Here is a 16,459-nt window from a genome sequence, read left to right as displayed (position 1 = left end):
TGTGTTACTGTAAAAAAAAGTATTCAGCCTTCTTATCCACCCGTACTTTTCTGTATGTAAAGTTTCCATCTGCTGTATGCATGGCTTAGTGGGCATGAATTTGCTTTAGGACATGCTCGAGCTAAATCTAATAAAGAGGTTGATAACATTTGAGCCTATATTACTGCGCAAGGAAGCGAAGGTGGACTGGGGAAAACGGCGAGAAAGTGGGTGACTTTAAAACATAACGGGGTAGCTTTTCCCGAGCCCTACATTCCGAAATCGTTCTCCATCACCGTCAAGGGCAAAAAAATCACCCTCACACCTGAGCAGGAGGAAATGGCCTACGCTTGGGCTAAAAAGAAAGATACACCCTACGTCAAAGATGAAATATTCGCGGCGAATTTTGTCCACGACTTCGCAGAAAAACTCGGCCGCGAATTTCGCGGCATAACCATTGAGGACATTGACTTTTCAGAGCTCTACCGATACGTAGACGAGGAGAAAAACAGAAAGCTGACCATGAGTAAAGAGGAGAAAAAAGCAATCTCAGCTGAGAGAAAGAAGCGCAGAGAAGAGCTGAAAGCCAAGTTCGGCTATGCTGAAGTTAACGGCAAGAAAACAGAGGTAGCCAACTGGATGGTGGAACCCCCCGGCATCTTCATGGGAAGGGGCAACCATCCCCTCCGAGGCAGGTGGAAGCCTAGAATTTACCCTCAAGATGTCATCCTAAACTTGGGAGAAGATGCCCCTATACCGAAAGGTGAATGGAAAGACATTGTGCACGATCACAACTCCATGTGGCTGGCTAAGTGGGTGGATAAACTCTCGGGTAAAGAGAAATACGTTTGGCTCTCTGACACGTCTTCACTGAAGCAGAAGAGGGAAAGAGAAAAGTACGAAAAAGCCCGACGTCTCTCTTCAAAGATAGACTCGGTCAGACGTTTCATAGAAAGAAAACTATCTTCCCACGACGAGAAGGAGCGAAGATTAGCAACGGTGACTTACCTCATCGACACCTTAGCTATGAGGGTTGGCGATGAGAAAGATGAGGATGAAGCGGACACCGTCGGAGCGTCAACCCTCAGAGTTGAGCACATTCGCCTGAACCGTGGCAGTGTAGAGTTTGATTTTCTCGGAAAAGACAGTGTCCGATGGCATAAATCTCTCCCTGTCAATAAGATAAACCCGAAATTTCTCGACAACCTCAAATCATTGATGAAAGATAAGCGCCCGGGTGATCAGGTGTTCGATGGGGTACGTTCATCCCAAGTGAATCGCTTTCTGAACAAGGCTATGCCCGGTTTAACGGCTAAGGTTTTCAGAACTTTCATTGCCTCCGACGTAGTCAGAGGCTATCTCAGCAGAAACGTCAAGTTAAACGATGGCTACGAAGCCACCCGGATCTACTACGCTAGACTCGCTAACCTCTTGGCTGCTATAACCTTAAACCATAAAAGAACTCCTCCCTCAACATGGGAGAAATCGATGGAAAAAAAGCGGGAGATGTTGGCGAAGGCTGAAGCCCAGCATCCCAAAACGGAGAAGCAGCTGGAAAGGTGGAGGGAAAAGGTTACCAAGCTTCGGCTGGCCATGAAGATGGCGGAAGCTACAAAAGAATATAATTTGAATACTTCTCTGAAAAACTACATTGATCCAAGGATTTTCAAAGCCTGGTCTGACCATGTTCAACTGGACTGGACGAGGATTTACACAAAGAGTCTGCTCAGAAAGTTCAGCTGGGTAAGTCGCTCTAAAATACGTTGGAATGAACTGAAGAGGGAGCCTCTGAAATACGACGTAGAACTTGGAGGTGGAAACGCAGGTTTTATATATGCTCAGTCCGCCAGCTAGGACGCGAGTTCTCGAATAACCTCGACTACCATAGGGTCTTTTGGTTTAAGATTTTTTGTGTAAAGTCCAAATCCAAATTCTTGGTAAGTGAATCTTTGAAGGTTAAAGTTAGAAAACGTTAGAGGGTCATGGAGACAGTACCATATGGCAACAGGAACTTCCGCTTCCGCCATTGCTTTAAAAGCTTCTCGAAAATATTCAGTTTGGTTTCGTGGAATATGGGGATAAAACAATCTATTTTTGAAAGCGTAAAAGCCAAATTCGGTCACCCATATTTCTTTATCCTCGTGGCCTAGAGCTTTTAATGTTTCTTTTGTTTCCCGGATTCTGTTCCGCCATGTATTCGCGTTGCCCGTTTCCCATGTTCCGGGATATCCGTGAAGCCCTATGAAGTCAACATGGCTTAACCCGGTTATTTTCGATACAGCGCGAATGAATTTAAGCGCCCAAGAACATCCGAGGCTCCAATGCCAAGCTATGTTGACCCCGAATTTAATTTTAGGATCAACTTCCTTAACCTTTCGAGCCGCTGAATCCATCAGTTCACAGAATCCGTTCACGGAGTCTCTCCAAAACCATACGCAGTTGGGTTCGTTCCAAAATTCGTAGCTGTCTATTCGGCCGTTATATCTGCTGACAATTTTTTCAACATATTGCAGAAAATTCTTGGAATCTTTTGGCGGCTTCGGTCTGCCTACAGTCCATGTTCCTAGGATAGGTAGAAGCTGGATTCCTTCTCGATAAGCTTTCTCGACGATCTCGTCGACGGGGAGAACCCCGCTTTCTCCACGGCCTAACATAGAGTAGGGGAAATCTGTTCTAAGCCATCTTGCATTGAGGCTGCTGATGAGTTTTATGATTTTTTCACCGTAATGGAGCACATCCGGTAGGTAGGAGCAAAAGCCCAATTGGGGTTTATGTTTAAACCCTAATCTCACTGCTTTGTACTCTTCTTTATAAGCAGAGTCTCTTTTCATTTGCCTATGATCTTTCAAGTTGTAGAGTTCTTGAGCTAATACGGCGAGAAAGGATAAGCCATAATATAAATGGCATAGCCCTTTATCCAGTATTTCTTGGACTTTTTCTAGGACCAACGCTTTTACCCACGTAGCGCTTATCTATTTTGTTTTTAGGCGCTTTTAAACTAGGACAGCCTGGGTTAAGGCCCAATTTTGGCGGATAGCTTAAGTATTCCCTGAATTTTCTATTATTCCAGAATAGCTTGGGAGAGGGAGTGAATAGGCTATTTCGCTTTCACTACCTCTTCCTTCAATGAGTGTTCCCCGATGAATCCGAAGGTCGATGTCTTCATACCTGTCTACCAAGAGTCGGAACTGCTTGAACCTTTGCTGGAAAGGATCACCGCTGACTCCTACAACTCCAAAGAGGTTTTTGTGGTGATAGATGAGCCAACAGAAAAAAGTTTAATGCTTGCCGAAAAATGGTCGAAGACCACTAATTTTATCCTCTCCAACGAGCGGATGGGTAAAGTTAACGCGTTGAATGAAGCCGTCAAGCGGTCATCGGGAGATATTCTCCTTTTCCTCGACGGTGACATGAAGCTGGGGCATACTAGCTCTAATTTTCTCAAAACCATAGTAGATGAAATGAAAAATGCTGATTTACTGGATATTAAGAAAAAAGCCCTTAGAGACTCTTTTCTAGCGAAGATTGTGGATTATGAATTTTTAGCCACCAATACCGCTAACTGGTTTTTCTCCAGAAGCTTGGGTAAATCTGTTGGAATAAACGGTTCTGCCTTCGCCATTAAAAGAAAAACATTCGAAGAATTAGGAGGGTTTCGCAGAGTTATCTCAGAGGATCTGGACATAGCCTTAAGAGCGTTTCTCCAAGGGTGTAAGTACAAATTCTCCGATAAGGTGGAAGCGTTCACGAAAGTGCCATCAACTTGGAAGAAATGGTATAATCAGAGAAAACGGTGGGGATTAGGCGCCGCCCTCTGGATCAGGCAATACTACAAGGATCTGGCGGGGATCATTCTCAGGTACCCTAAGGTTTTGATACCGGCGATAATTGTTGTGTTCCCTTCGCTGATCTTATTAGTGATGAATTTTATGATCCCCAGCTTATTATACCATAAGTCCGTAACTCTATTTCTGTTACTTCTGGCATCGAAATTCGGCTTCCTCATTCATCCTCTATTCTTTATTTTCATTTCTGCGCTTTTCATAAGAAGTAGCTTAGCTATCCTTGTCAGTTTCGTAGCGGTTTCTATCATCTACTACCTTTTCGCGCGGAAGTTAAAATACACGTTTAATCTTGGAGGTTTTCTACTGTTTTATTTTGTCCTTTCGCCTCTTTGGCTTTTGATAGTAATTGTCAGCTTAATCAATGTTACAATAAGGCGTGGCGAACCTAAAGTAGATTGGAAATGTTAATCGCTTTGAAATCTTCTCAATTATAACCATCCTATGGTGATTTTGAGGGCTTTAGTTGAAAATATTTGAATAAACTGCGCTGAATACAACATGTTATAGACAGCCAGCCCGATGAGAATGAACCCTGCGATTTTGTTTATCGATTGATAATGAAATGTAAACTGCCGGATAAGCCAGCCGCCTCCTGCCTTCTGGCTGATGAGGGAGATTAGGAAAAGAGGAAAGCCGATCCCGAGCCCGAAGGCTATGAAAAGGAGGAACCTAGCTGCAAAATCATGAAGAGTAGCAGAGAGAAGAAACACTGAAAGAACCAATGGAGCGCTACAGGGGAGGACGATGGGGCCGAAGAGGAAACCGTAGAAATAAGCTGTGGAAAACGGGTTGGTGAAGATAGGAGCGGAAACTGAGGGAAACATCTGTCCGATGTTCATGTTTAGCAAGAGAGTCATGCCGAGGATTAGAAGCATAATGTTTACAAGAGGCACAGCAACTCTCAGTATGTTGCTCAGAGTGGTTGCGAGAACCGCGACCAGCATTCCTATCAAGAGCATGGCGGAGAGAACTCCGAAGAGGACTATTACTCCCAAGAAGACCTCGTAACGCTTTTCTCCTAAATGTTTACTCTTGTTGGCTAGATACGCCAGAAAACCGGGGTAGAGAGGGAGCGCGCAGGGGTTGCCCACTGCGAGAACCCCTAGAAGAAAAGATAAGGTTAACCGTGCTGTCAACATATTTTCTGCATCCAAGTCTTGGATTCCGCTTGAACACGGCTTCCGAGGTATATGCGAATACGAAGACCCTCTGATCTTCAGGACAACGGTTTTCTAACCGCCATCTTAACAGCGCATTCCTTGAAGAGCGTATAAGCAGAGCCGGCTTGGGATACTATCTCCAGCATTCGGTCGGCGTTGTCGATTTTAACTCCGCCCATAACGGAGACTCCTCGCTTGAAGAAGGGTTCAGGCATCATGCTGGCAGTGGGCCCGGATAATATTATCTCTCTTGCTTGACTTGCCAAGCCTAGAATGCCGTCTATGGTCTGGTTTACAATGGAAGCCCCGGAGACTATCACCACGTCGGCTTTGAGCAGCAAGTCCTTTGACGCTTCCTCGGGATGTACATGCAAGTCGAATCCTGATAAAGCCCTAGGATTTCTTTCGATCACGTAAAGGTTTTTGACGTTGCCTTTCAGACGTTTGATGTAGGGAGTAAAAGCCCCTATCATGGCCACAGTGTCCTCAGGCCCTATCCCTGCCAAGTCTAAGGCGTCTTTATCGTAAACGATATCGTATTTTGCAGATTTTTCAGAGATTATCTTCTGGGACACAGCGTTTAAGGCGGCGACACCTACAGCGCTCACCAAAGGACTACGGCTGTAAGGGTACTCGAAAACCTCCTCCAAGCTTAACTCTGTCAACCGACCTGAGGAAGGCATCTTACCGAAGGATTTTGGGCAGCAGACAGCGTCGGGAATTTCATGGATAGGAGTAAAGGCGACACCTCCGTGGCCTGTGTTCAGTTTAACGCCTGTGTAAAAAACTCCGACAACCACCCTTTCCACCCGAAGGGAAGAGACATCGGTTCTGCTGCGGATTAGGTCTACTAGCTCCTTTACTAGCGGCGTTGGTTTCGCTGGCTCCAATGTCTCACCTCAATACATTATGATGAACTGCCGATACTTTAAATATTCCGATGGAGTTGCGGCGTTCCGCGAGGTCTCGCATGCCAGAATAGTCTGGTGGATCGAATGGTGAACCTAAGCGTAGTCTCGTCGAAACTTTCATATATGCTGGGAAGCTACTTTTATTCATCTGTAAATTTGAGGTGTGAAATATGTCTGACATTAGGTTCGGCAGATTTGCCTACGATTGGAGAGACGGCATTAACGTGGAGCGGATGAGGAGAGAACGCTTGGAAAGGGCGAGAGCCTCCATGAAGGCTCATGGGCTGGAGGCTATGCTTTGCATGGATTCAACCAACGTGCGATATATTACCAGCACGATTACGCCGCCATGGATGATAAGGGTGCCGGGTTGGCGTTACTGTCTTCTCGTTCGGGATGAAGACCCGGTTCTTTGGGAGCATGGAGACATCAGACATATTACAAAGGCTGAATGCTCGTGGCTGTCGGAGGTGAAATATGCCTACACTTGGATGAGAGGTCAGCCTGGACCGTTAACTGAGCATATTGCCAGAACATGGGCGGCTGACATCAAGAAAGAATTGGTTGCTCGAGGTGTGAAAAAAGTCGGTTTGGATGTTCCTGAAGCCGTTTCGGTGAGGGCTCTGCAGAATGAAGGAATCGAGGTCACCGACTGCCAACAAGCTATGTTGGACGCTCGCATCATAAAGACCAAGGATGAATTGAATTGTCTGAAGATAGCAGCTGCCATCTGCGAAGCCATTTTGGAGGAGGTTCGGAGGGCTTTGAAGCCGGGGATAACGGAGCTTCACCTCACGGCTTTAGGGTATAAGGTAGGCTATGAGATGGGGATGGATGATATCATAGGCTTCACCGTATGCTCCGGTCCCAATGCTTGGCCTAACTTCAAATTTTACACAGACAGAATCATCCGCCCCGGGGACACGGTGACCTTCGACATCGGAGGCGCCAGCTACAACGGATACAAGACATGCTATTATCGGACTTTCTCCTTGGGGCAGCCGTCGCCTAAGATAAAAGAGTTCTACCGGGAGGCCTACGAATGGATATACTCCGCCATCAGGAAAATTAAGCCGGGAGCGACTACCGCCGACTTAGTGAGCGACTGGCCTGACGCCACCAAAGAATGGGGCTACGACTCGGAATGGGAGGCTATTGCCAATGAGTGGGGTCACGGCTTGGGGTTAGCTCTCTATGAGCCGCCTACCATAACGAGAATATGGTCTAGGGAGTTTCCCGTAACCTTGAAGGAGGGTATGACCTTCGCCCTAGAAACTCAGCAGGGAACATGGAAAGACGGAGGTGTGAGAATCGAGGAGATGGTAGCTGTCACATCCTCCGGAGTTGAAGTTCTCTCCAAGTGGCCTGTGGAAGAAATAACCATCGTCTGAGCGAAAAACAGCCTTTCTTTTTCTTTATAGGCTGGATGTTCAGCCGCCTTTTTTACGTCGTATGATCATTTTTTTAGAAAACATATATATGCCACTTTTTATCTAAGTATAGAGGTTTAAGATTTGGGGATAAAAAAGCACAAAAAAATTGCATTAGAAGAAGCGGTTGTGCTTTTACATTCTATACTTTTCGCTTACCAGAAATCAGTTCGAGACATTCTGCGTACAGGCGACGCTATCTTTGTTGATCCCGTGATCGATACTATAAATAAACTCCACAGAAAAATAGGTGTCTCTTTGAGTGAAGGCCGAAACGTGGACGAGGTCATGGAAAACTATGCGAAGCGGCTTATGATGCGGGGGCTTGTCAAAAAATCCGTTATAGAGAAACAGTCTGAAGAAGAGTATATGTTAAAGATTGAAGGATGTGCCCTTAACCGTGACGGAAAAGTGCATGAACTGTTGAAGCCTAAAGACGTAACATGTCCTTGGGGGATCATCGCCCAAGCAATATACTCAAAAAGCACAGGTAAAAAGGTAGCCGTGACTGACTCCGCATTTGAAAAAGACCTATCGGCAACGGGAATCAAGCCGCGTAGATGAGAACATCTCAACATTACTTTTTTTGGATAAGGGTTCTTGTCTTTTTGACCCTGAACCCACCAATAAACTCAGGTGATATATCGGCGGTAGTTTATCTTTTTGATTGGAGGTCATGTTTACTGTTTGCTAAATTTGAAAGATTTCCGAAGCTTCTCAGAAGCTTTGGTATCCACCTGCATAGTTTGGGGATTGATAACCACTCCGTAGTCGGATTTGGCTGTTTCTAAGCTTATGTAGCCGTCTAACACGTCGTCCAGCACTTTTTGAGGGTCTCGCTGGTAGGGGTCCCCATAGCCTCCCCCAACGGGAGTCTTTATCTCCAAGGCTTCCCCAGCCTCCAGCCTCCACCCGGTGAACTTGGAAGGCCAAGGTTCCCGCTTCCCTCCACGTCCAATCTTCGTTAAACTGCCCGGGCGGCCTTGCTTTCCGCCTAAGACGCCCCAAGGGGGATCAAAATGCCTATCTCCCTCGCAGGACACGATGGTGGGGGCGAGAACCCTGTTGACCCTAACAATCCCCAGCCCCGACCGCCATCTGCCGGCTGCGGGAGGCTCGTCTCGGAGTTCGTATCGCTCACACCGGAGAGGGAACATCTTCTCCATGTGCTCTATGGGCACATTTCGGGTGTTGGTGCAAAGAACAGCCGTGGCGTCGCTTCCATCCCTCCCATGCCTGCCTCCGAAAGAGCCGCCTGCCTCCGGCTCCAGGTGCACCCAGTAGTCCCCCGTGTCAGGCCGGAAGCCTGAGTAGGAAAGCCAGTGAATATGGGCGGAGGTGCCTGCGCTCCTCATAGGTTCAGGGAGGACGGGAGCTAAGGCCTTGAGAATGTTGTCCGCCACCCTCTGGATCTGAGTCAGCCGGGCGAAGGTACCCTTAGGGAAGCGGGGATTGAACATAGAGCCCAAAGGAGCCACCACCCGAACCGCCCGGAAGATTCCCTCGTTCTGGGGAACGGGCTCCTCCAACGTGTACTCGTCCAAGAAGATGGACCTGACAGCAGCGTAGACCCCCACGCAGGTAGCCCCGTAGAAGGGGCAGTTGAAACCTGTCTCCGTCTCGGATGCTGAGCCTGTGAGGTCCACGGTGAGACCTCCGTCCTCGCTCACGATGACTTTAGTCGCTACCCTGAGGCGTTTGCCCCTGTTCTTTCCATCATCATCCAACCATCCTTCGGCGAAGTAAGCCCCCGGAGGAACCGCTTTGACTCTGAGGCGGAGGGCTTCCTCCGCGTAGTCCATCCACCGTTCCGCTGCAGCCATCACAGTCTCGTAGCCGTAGCGTCGGACAAGCTCTAGAAATCGGCGTTTCCCGAACTGGCAAGCGGCTATCTGGGCGAGGCAGTCCCCTCGGTTCTCGTGGGGTGTGCGGACATTGTTCCATATGAACTCCCACAGCTGCTCGTTTCTTTTTCCCGCCTCGTAGAGTTTGGCTCCGCTGAAGATGATACCCTCCGCCCACATGTCCAAGGCGTCCAAGTTGATGCCTGGCTGGGAGCCGCCTATGTCCACCCAGTGGGAGGTGCTGCCGGCAAAACCTATCAGGCGGTCTTCGTGGAAGATGGGGATGATGATGCCCACGTCCGGGGTGTGGGATGCCCCCATGTAGGGGTTGTTGTGGGCTATCACATCGCCTTCTTGGATATCTCCCTCCAGCTTCTTCAAGACCCCTCGAATGTAGCCTCCGATGGAGCCACAGTGGAGAGGAGAGTTTCCGCTCTCCGCTATCTGTCTACCATCAGGCATGAAGAGGCCGCAGCCCAAGTCTTCCGACTCCGTGACCAGCGTGCAGTGGGCCATCCGATACTGGTGGAGTGCCATCTCCTTGGCTATGGTGTCAAAGGCTCCGCCTAAAACTCTGAGGGTAACAGGGTCTATTTTACTATGATTTTTCACCGTCAGTGTTCTTCACTCTCCGCCTTAATGATAAGGTTTCCGTAATCGTCCACCTCCGCCTTGTAGCCGAAGTCTATCAGCGTAGTGGAGTCCGGCTGCTCCACTATCGCAGGGCCCTTAACCACATTTCCAGCCCTAAGGTCTCCTCTTTCATAGCAAGGCGTTTGCACCCATTGAGGTTCACCGTCAACCTCGAACAGGACTTTCCTCTCTGCTTTCAGGGCGCTGTCCGGTTTCTCTGTCCCTCTTTCTATCCTTTTCCAAACGAAGGGAGATGTCTTTCCAACTCCAAGGACATGAATGTGAACGATTTCAATTTCTCTTTCAGGGAAGCTTACGCCGTACTCCCTATGGTGAGTTCGGTGGAATTCCTGAACCAAGTTTTTCAACGTCTCTTCAGCCGCCCCGGCTGTGTGGAGGGGGACTCGAAGCTCGTAGCTCTGGCCTCTGTACCGGCATTCCGCAATTCTATGAATGGAGATTTTATCGTCGGCAAAGCCGTCGCCCCTCAGCCTCTGATAGGCTTTCTCCTCCAACTCGGTGAAATGTTCTTCCAATTTTTCAGGGTCTAAGCCTTTGGAAGCCTGCATTATGGTCATGGAATAATCGTAGGAAACGTCAGCCAAAAGCAAGCCTATGGCGGAGGTTATTCCCGGCAGAGGAGGCACGACAATGTGGGGAATCGCCAGCTCCCGCGCAATTTCACAGGCATGAAGAGGCCCTGCCCCCCCGAAGGCTACAAGGGCGAAATCCCGGGGGTCGTAGCCTCGGCCTATACTGTTCATCTCCATGGCTAAGGTCATGTTGTGGTTGACTATCCTGATGGCCCCGAGAACCGCCTCCTCTAACTTCAAGCCGAGAACATGGCAGACTTTTTCTTCAAAGACCTTTTTAGACCGTTGAGGATAGACCTTCACTCTTCCTCCAAGCATGTAGTCGGGGTTAAGCCTCCCAGCCACTATGTGAGCGTCGGTGACGGTGGGCTCCACGCCTCCTAGGCCATAACATGCGGGACCCGGCTTCGCTCCAGCGCTTCTGGGACCGACTTTGTAGACTCCCTGCTCCACGTGGGCGACGGAGCCGCCTCCAGCGCCTATGGTATCCACGTCCAAAGTGGGCAGCATAGCATGGTAGCCTCTGATCTTGGTGTCCAGCAGATACTTGTACCTCATTACTCCACGGGGTGAAACGCCGATGTCCGCCGATGTTCCTCCCACATCCAAGGTGATGATGTTTTCGAAGCCGGCTAGCTGGCCGAATTTCGTGCCGGCAATGAGCCCGGCTGCAGGTCCGGAGGTCAGAAGGGTAACAGGCTTCTCAACCGCCCACGCAGTGGAAGCGGTTCCTCCGCTAGACTGCATTAGGAGCAGTTCCGCCTCCACACCTCTAGAACGCAGAGCCTGTTTGAGGTTTTTTATGTACTTGGCAACAACAGGGCCGATGTAAGCGTTGAGGCAGGTGGTGTTAAACCGCTCATACTCCCTGTACTGGTTGATGATGCCGTGGCTTAGTGAAACGTAGGCTTCTGGGTAGATTTCCGCTATCAACCGTTGAACTCTATCCTCGTGAACAGGGTTGATGTAAGAGTTCAGAAAGCACACCGCTATGGAGACGACTTTTTCTTTCTTCAGCTTTCTAATGGCTTCTGCTACTTCTTCTTCATCCAAGGGAACAAGCACTTTCCCGTCAGCGCCTATCCTCTCGGTCACAGGAAGTCGGTATCTCCTCAGAACTAAGGGGTGCTTCTGCCAAGGCGGGTCTATCTGGACGGAGTAGGTGAGATATCTCTTCTGTCTTCCTATGTAAACGATGTCCCTGAAGCCCTTGGTGGTTATCATCCCGGTTTTGGCGCCGCGGTGCTCTATCACAATGTTTGTGGCTTCGGTTGTCCCGTGGAAGAATAGGCTGATCTCGGAAGGCTGAACATCAGCCGTTTTACACAGCTCCAGCAAGCCGTTGAGCGTTCCCACGGAAGGGTCGCGGGGGGTAGAAGGGACTTTGTGGGTGAAGACGGTACCTTTCTCGTCGTCCATGAGAATAAGGTCTGTAAAGGTTCCCCCCACATCCACCCCGACGCATTTCAAATCTCCAACCCTAGCCTCCTCCTATTCTTTCCCTCTCGCCTAGATTAACTCGCCCATGTTTAGATTATGAAATCCTTTATAGGATTTATAGGATTTTAAGCCTAACCCACAGGGTTCAAGGGAGCATTTCAGCAAAGTAAATATCACGCCCACCACTTATTTTTAAAGAAACCCGAGGGAAAGAAACTGGCTAAAAGCAAGCTGATGGTCAAGGCGCTTACATGGCTTGCTAATCGAACCAAGGAAGCAAAAGATTTCATGGAATCTTGGGACGCCACCATCCAATTTGAAATAGGGGACAGGGAACGCTTTTTCGTTCAGGTCAAGGATGGGAAGATCGCCTTCTTCGACGGGAAGAGTGAAAACCCTGATGTAACCATAAAGTCCGACCCAGAGTATTTTACAAAAATACTGCTGGGAGAAATGGACCCGCAAGAAGCCTACACTTTTCACAGGTACGAGGTATCCGGGTCCATCGTCGACGGAACGAAATTTAAACGTCTAGGAGAAATAGTAGCCAACTCCCACAAAAAAGCCCTCAGCTTGGTTAGATTTTTCCTCAGATGACTTAAGTCTTCAGCTGAAAGGCTTCCGTCAAAATCCATCTCAGAGATAAATATAGGCAAGGGAAGCGGTACTTTTTAAAAATTTATGGAAAGCACCCTTCAATGTTTTCTGTTTCGTATTCGTCCTATTTCTCGTCGGTCATTGGAGGCTTATCTGTAATGTAGAAGTCTTTTTTTCTTGCAGGCGGTGACGGAAAATAATATTATATTTTAATTAGCTTATTAGCACTTAATGAAGTCAAACGCAAAGGTGACCTAATAGTTGAGTGCAGAAACCGAGATCCTAGAAAACTTAAAGAAAGCGATTTTCGAGGGAAACGCAGGAGACGCAAGAAGTTTAACTTTGAAAGCCATGGAAAAGAAAATAGACCCCCTCACAGTGGCAGATGTGCTAACCGAAGCCATCAGAAAAGTAGGTGAAGGTTTCGGTCGAGGTGAGCTGTTCATAATCGATCTGTCGATGGCTGCGGAGGCTATGAAAAACGCTGTGCCCATCATCGAGGAGGAAATTAAGAAGGCAGGGAAAAAACAGAAAACTCAAGGCACCGTGGTCATCGGAACTGTGGCCGGGGATATTCACGACATAGGGAAAACAATGGTGTCCACCCTGATCACAGCCGCAGGCTTCGAGGTCATCGACCTAGGCGTCGACATTCCAGCTGAGAAATTTTTAGAGGCTGTTCGAAAGTATAACCCAGACATTCTGGCTATGTCAAGTCTTATGACGATAACAACCCCTGAGCAGGGAAAAGTCCTAGAGGCTCTGCGAAGAGAAGGACTCAGGGATAAGGTGAAGGTCATGGTAGGCGGGGGTGCTGTGACCCAAGAGTTCGCTGAGGGCATAGGCGCGGACGGATATGCCCCCACAGCGCCTGGTGCAGCGGAACTGGCCAAAAAACTGGCTGGAATAGAATAGGGGTCAGGGAAGCATGGTTTTAAACGGTTTTCCCCTCAACATAAAACCGCTGGAAATTTTAAGCGACGAGCAGGTGGAGGCAATCCACAGGGGAACTTTAGACATTCTCCAAGAAACAGGGGTCAGATTTGAGCACGATAAAGCTTTGAAACTGTTCGCCGACAGCGGCTGCCATGTTGACTTTCAAAAACGTCTGGTGAAAATCCCCGACTACTTGGTTGAAGAATGCCTGCGTAAAGCTCCCAGCAGCTTCGCTGTCAAGGCGAGAGACCCGAAGAACACGGTGAGAATAGGTGGCACAACCGTATACATGATGTCCAACTGCGGAATGAACACCCTTGACTTGGACACCTTGGAGCCTAAAACGCCTACCCTGCAGGATCAAGATGATTTCGTTAAAGTTCTCGACGCCTTGGAACACGTGCATATACTGGGCTATGGCCCCCACCACAACTTTCAGGGAGTCCACCCCCTCATGACTCTGCCCATGGGGTGCGCAAGCCGCATAAGAAACTCTACGAAGGCGATGGATGCGGGGGGAATCAAAAAATGTCAGGTTTGGAACATAAAAATGGCGAAAGCCACCGGCCAGCAGCTTCTCGGCATCGTTACCGTGTCCCCGCCTTTAACATATTACAGCGATGCCGTCGAGGCTGCTTTTGATTACGTCGAGGTTGGGTTTCCCGTTGAACTGTGGAGTGGTGCTGTCTACGGGGGATCCGGCCCGGTGACGTTAGCCGGAGCGACGGTGATGACCAATGCGGAGTTGTTGGCGGCTTTGGTGTTGGCGCAGCTCATCAGGCCGGGGATAGGGGTAATTCCTTACGATTTCACGTTTCCCATCGACATGCAGAGAGGTCATCCTTTTTTCGGAGCCGTGGAAATCTGCCTTCACAGTATGGCTTTCAACCAGATCTGGCGTCACTATAGGATACCGTGTGGAAACGCCTTTTTCTGGTCTGGAAAGGCTGTAGACTACCAGTGCGGGTATGAGCGAGCTGTCTCCACTTTTTTAGCAGCCCTCTCCGGGGCTAATGTGATATGTGCTTTAGGCGGAGGTAGCATGGAGCTTACGGCGCATCCTGTGATAGCGGTGCTAGACGACGATGTCATGGGCATGGTTAAGCGTGTTTTGGAAGGTATGGACGTAAGTGAAGAAACGTTAGCCGTGAACTTGATAGAGGAAGTCGGACCGATTCCCGGGCATTATCTTAACAGGGAGCATACGCGGAGATGGTGGAAAAAGGAGTTGTTCATACCAAAGGTGGCAGATAGAACATCATATCCAGAGTGGGTTCAGGGAGGAAAAAAGACAGCCTTAGAGAACGCGAAGACTAGAGTTAAAGAAATCCTCTCCACTCACACGCCGACCCCCCTGCCCAAAGACCAAGATGAAGAGATTAACAGAATACTTCGAGAAGCAGAGGAATGGTACAAGAAACAAGGCTGGTGGTAGCGTAACATCAACTTACTTGACTGTCTCGCATCATCTTCGGCATAGCTACTCCTTTACTAGATTGGGAAATTTGAATAATTAAATAAAAACCCAGATAGGAAACTGTATTTCGAAAAATAGGGTTTATTAACGTGAATGTAAAAAACTCAGCCACGTATATAATTTTATTTTTTGAAAAATTAATTAAAAATCTTTCTATTTGGAAAGTTTTATAAATAGTTACTTACATAAAGATAAGTTGGTGTTTAAACATGGCAGCTTCCGAACCCCGTAGGAAAGCTCTGAAATACGGTATTGCCGCTGTTGTGGCCGTGGTGGTGGCTGGTGTGGGCGGCTACGCCGCCTGGCAAACCACAAGACCTCCAGCCCCTACGCCTACGCCCACGCCAACTCCTACACCCACTCCGACACCGACTCCGACCCCTACGCCTACGCCCACGCCAACTCCTACACCCACTCCGACCCCTACCCCTACTCCTGAGCCTGTGAAGGCAGGTATTACGTTACCTTTGACGGGTTTTCTTGCACCGGACGGTGAGTTGTGCCTCCGAGGCGTTGAGGCGGCACGGGACTTCATAAATGAGGATGGGGGAATTTTAGGCAGACCTGTAGAACTGGTGATCTACGATGATGCGGGGGAGGTTCCCAAAGCCACATCTCTGTATGAGAGACTTATAGTAAGCGACAAGGTTGACATTCTCCTAGGACCCTACGCCACCTACATGGCTCATCCAGCCTATGCTGTAGCCAGAAAACATGGTAAAGCCCTTTGGACAGTGGTCGCACCGTTGCCTCCAGACGAAGACCCCACGTACTTTTTCAATCCGGGAGTCGAAACAGGAGGTATAGCCGGTGGATGGAATGATGGATTCCACCGATTCATAGCGGACTGGGATAAATGGGAGTACCAAGGCTCTGCCTACCCCGAAACCATAGCGATAACCTTTGCAAACAACCCCTATGGAGTTGAGTACACAACTAAATGGCCTGACGTATGGAGAGGGTTAGGAATAGAACCTGTGCTGGTTGAGCTCTACGACCCGTTCATCGCTGAGTTCACGCCTTTATTGGAAAAAGTGAAGGCAGCCAAACCAGACCTTTGGTACCATTCAGCCTGGTTCGGTCCAGGTGTAGACGTTCAGAAGCTGATAGTCGAGATGAACCTGACCAAGGACCTCCTGTTCTACGCCAACGAGGCAGGGACTTATGCTGAATGGTTCGTAAACCCTGAGCTGGGCGGTGTAACCCCAGAAATAGCCGAAGGAGTCATGACCTACGGATATGCTGTGTGGTCTGAGGAATACCATGGCGGATATGCCGACAAGTTTAGGGAGCGATATAAAGCCGAATTCGGCGCGCTTCCTTCAGCCTTCGGAGCCACTACAACCTTCGTCCAACTAGAAGCAGCGGCGAGATACATCAATGCAGCTGGAACGTTGGATGATGATGAACTTGCATCTTTCGTGAGGAAGCATACCATCACCACGGTTGTAGGAGATGTGCTGTTGGCCGAAGACGGTACTAATACGAAGATGAGATTCTCGTGGGCTCAATACCAAGATGGATGGCCGAAAATCGTTTGGCCGCTGGAAATAGCCGATGCTAAACCGCGGTATACTCCTAAAGGCTGAAATAGCCGGTCCATCCATTTTTTTT

The 16,459-nt window shown here is 48.8% G+C and carries 13 protein-coding genes; 8 read left to right on the top strand and 5 right to left on the bottom strand.

Annotated features, from left to right (window positions below; all coding sequences use genetic code 11):
• Positions 1 to 210 precede the first annotated feature (210 nt).
• The gene (locus tag BWM17_RS07360; RefSeq protein ID WP_309493284.1) at positions 211 to 1,833 is read left to right on the top strand and encodes a hypothetical protein; all 1,623 of its coding nucleotides are present in this window, start codon (positions 211 to 213) and stop codon (positions 1,831 to 1,833) included.
• Here the strand turns inward: BWM17_RS07360 and BWM17_RS07355 are convergent.
• The gene (locus tag BWM17_RS07355; RefSeq protein WP_309493283.1) at positions 1,830 to 2,741 is read right to left on the bottom strand and encodes a GH39 family glycosyl hydrolase; all 912 of its coding nucleotides are present in this window, start codon (positions 2,739 to 2,741) and stop codon (positions 1,830 to 1,832) included. The two genes, BWM17_RS07360 and BWM17_RS07355, sit on opposite strands and share 4 nt — an antisense overlap.
• Before the next feature lie 378 nt (positions 2,742 to 3,119).
• Between BWM17_RS07355 and BWM17_RS07350 the strand changes: the two genes are divergently transcribed.
• A complete protein-coding gene (locus tag BWM17_RS07350) occupies positions 3,120 to 4,232 on the top strand; it encodes a glycosyltransferase family 2 protein (RefSeq protein ID WP_309493282.1) in 1,113 nt (370 codons plus the stop codon).
• Between the two features lie 20 nt (positions 4,233 to 4,252).
• On the opposite strand, the gene BWM17_RS07345 is transcribed toward BWM17_RS07350, so the two are convergent.
• Together BWM17_RS07345 and BWM17_RS07340 are read right to left on the bottom strand one after the other, a co-directional pair.
• A complete protein-coding gene (locus BWM17_RS07345) occupies positions 4,253 to 4,978 on the bottom strand; it encodes a cytochrome c biogenesis CcdA family protein (RefSeq protein WP_309493281.1) in 726 nt (241 codons plus the stop codon).
• Positions 4,979 to 5,040: 62 nt separating this feature from the next.
• Entirely contained in the window at positions 5,041 to 5,874 is an 834-nt protein-coding gene (locus tag BWM17_RS07340) for a DUF364 domain-containing protein (protein WP_309493280.1), read from the bottom strand.
• Between the two features lie 191 nt (positions 5,875 to 6,065).
• Here BWM17_RS07340 and BWM17_RS07335 point away from each other — a divergent pair, with 191 nt between their 5' ends.
• Both BWM17_RS07335 and BWM17_RS07330 read left to right on the top strand, forming a co-directional pair.
• A complete protein-coding gene (locus BWM17_RS07335) occupies positions 6,066 to 7,286 on the top strand; it encodes a Xaa-Pro peptidase family protein (protein ID WP_309493279.1) in 1,221 nt (406 codons plus the stop codon).
• Between the two features lie 123 nt (positions 7,287 to 7,409).
• Positions 7,410 to 7,889: a hypothetical protein gene (locus BWM17_RS07330; RefSeq protein ID WP_309493278.1), complete on the top strand. Its 480-nt coding sequence runs from the start codon at positions 7,410 to 7,412 to the stop codon at positions 7,887 to 7,889.
• A 116-nt stretch (positions 7,890 to 8,005) separates the two neighbouring features.
• On the opposite strand, the gene BWM17_RS07325 is transcribed toward BWM17_RS07330, so the two are convergent.
• Entirely contained in the window at positions 8,006 to 9,781 is a 1,776-nt protein-coding gene (locus tag BWM17_RS07325; RefSeq protein ID WP_309493277.1) for a hydantoinase B/oxoprolinase family protein, read from the bottom strand.
• Positions 9,782 to 9,783: 2 nt separating this feature from the next.
• Positions 9,784 to 11,865 carry a hydantoinase/oxoprolinase family protein gene (locus BWM17_RS07320; protein WP_309493276.1) on the bottom strand — a complete coding sequence of 694 codons (2,082 nt, stop codon included), beginning with the start codon at positions 11,863 to 11,865 and terminating at the stop codon, positions 9,784 to 9,786.
• 204 nt (positions 11,866 to 12,069) lie between these two features.
• Here BWM17_RS07320 and BWM17_RS07315 point away from each other — a divergent pair, with 204 nt between their 5' ends.
• From BWM17_RS07315 to BWM17_RS07300, 4 genes are all read left to right on the top strand, one after another.
• On the top strand, positions 12,070 to 12,432 hold the full coding sequence (locus BWM17_RS07315; protein ID WP_309493275.1) for an SCP2 sterol-binding domain-containing protein: 363 nt from the start codon (positions 12,070 to 12,072) through the stop codon (positions 12,430 to 12,432).
• Positions 12,433 to 12,693: 261 nt separating this feature from the next.
• Complete coding sequence (locus tag BWM17_RS07310; protein ID WP_309493274.1) at positions 12,694 to 13,347, top strand: corrinoid protein; 654 nt, start codon at positions 12,694 to 12,696, stop codon at positions 13,345 to 13,347.
• A gap of 13 nt (positions 13,348 to 13,360) precedes the next feature.
• On the top strand, positions 13,361 to 14,803 hold the full coding sequence (locus BWM17_RS07305; RefSeq protein WP_309493273.1) for a trimethylamine methyltransferase family protein: 1,443 nt from the start codon (positions 13,361 to 13,363) through the stop codon (positions 14,801 to 14,803).
• A gap of 251 nt (positions 14,804 to 15,054) precedes the next feature.
• Positions 15,055 to 16,434 carry an ABC transporter substrate-binding protein gene (locus BWM17_RS07300; RefSeq protein WP_309493272.1) on the top strand — a complete coding sequence of 460 codons (1,380 nt, stop codon included), beginning with the start codon at positions 15,055 to 15,057 and terminating at the stop codon, positions 16,432 to 16,434.
• Positions 16,435 to 16,459: the final 25 nt, after the last annotated feature.

This window comes from Candidatus Hecatella orcuttiae (genome assembly GCF_002009985.1).
Taxonomy (GTDB): Archaea; Thermoproteota; Bathyarchaeia; order Hecatellales; family Hecatellaceae; genus Hecatella; species Hecatella orcuttiae.
The sequence above is the reverse complement of the archived record's forward strand: the minus strand, read 5'-3'. Positions and strand labels throughout refer to the sequence as shown.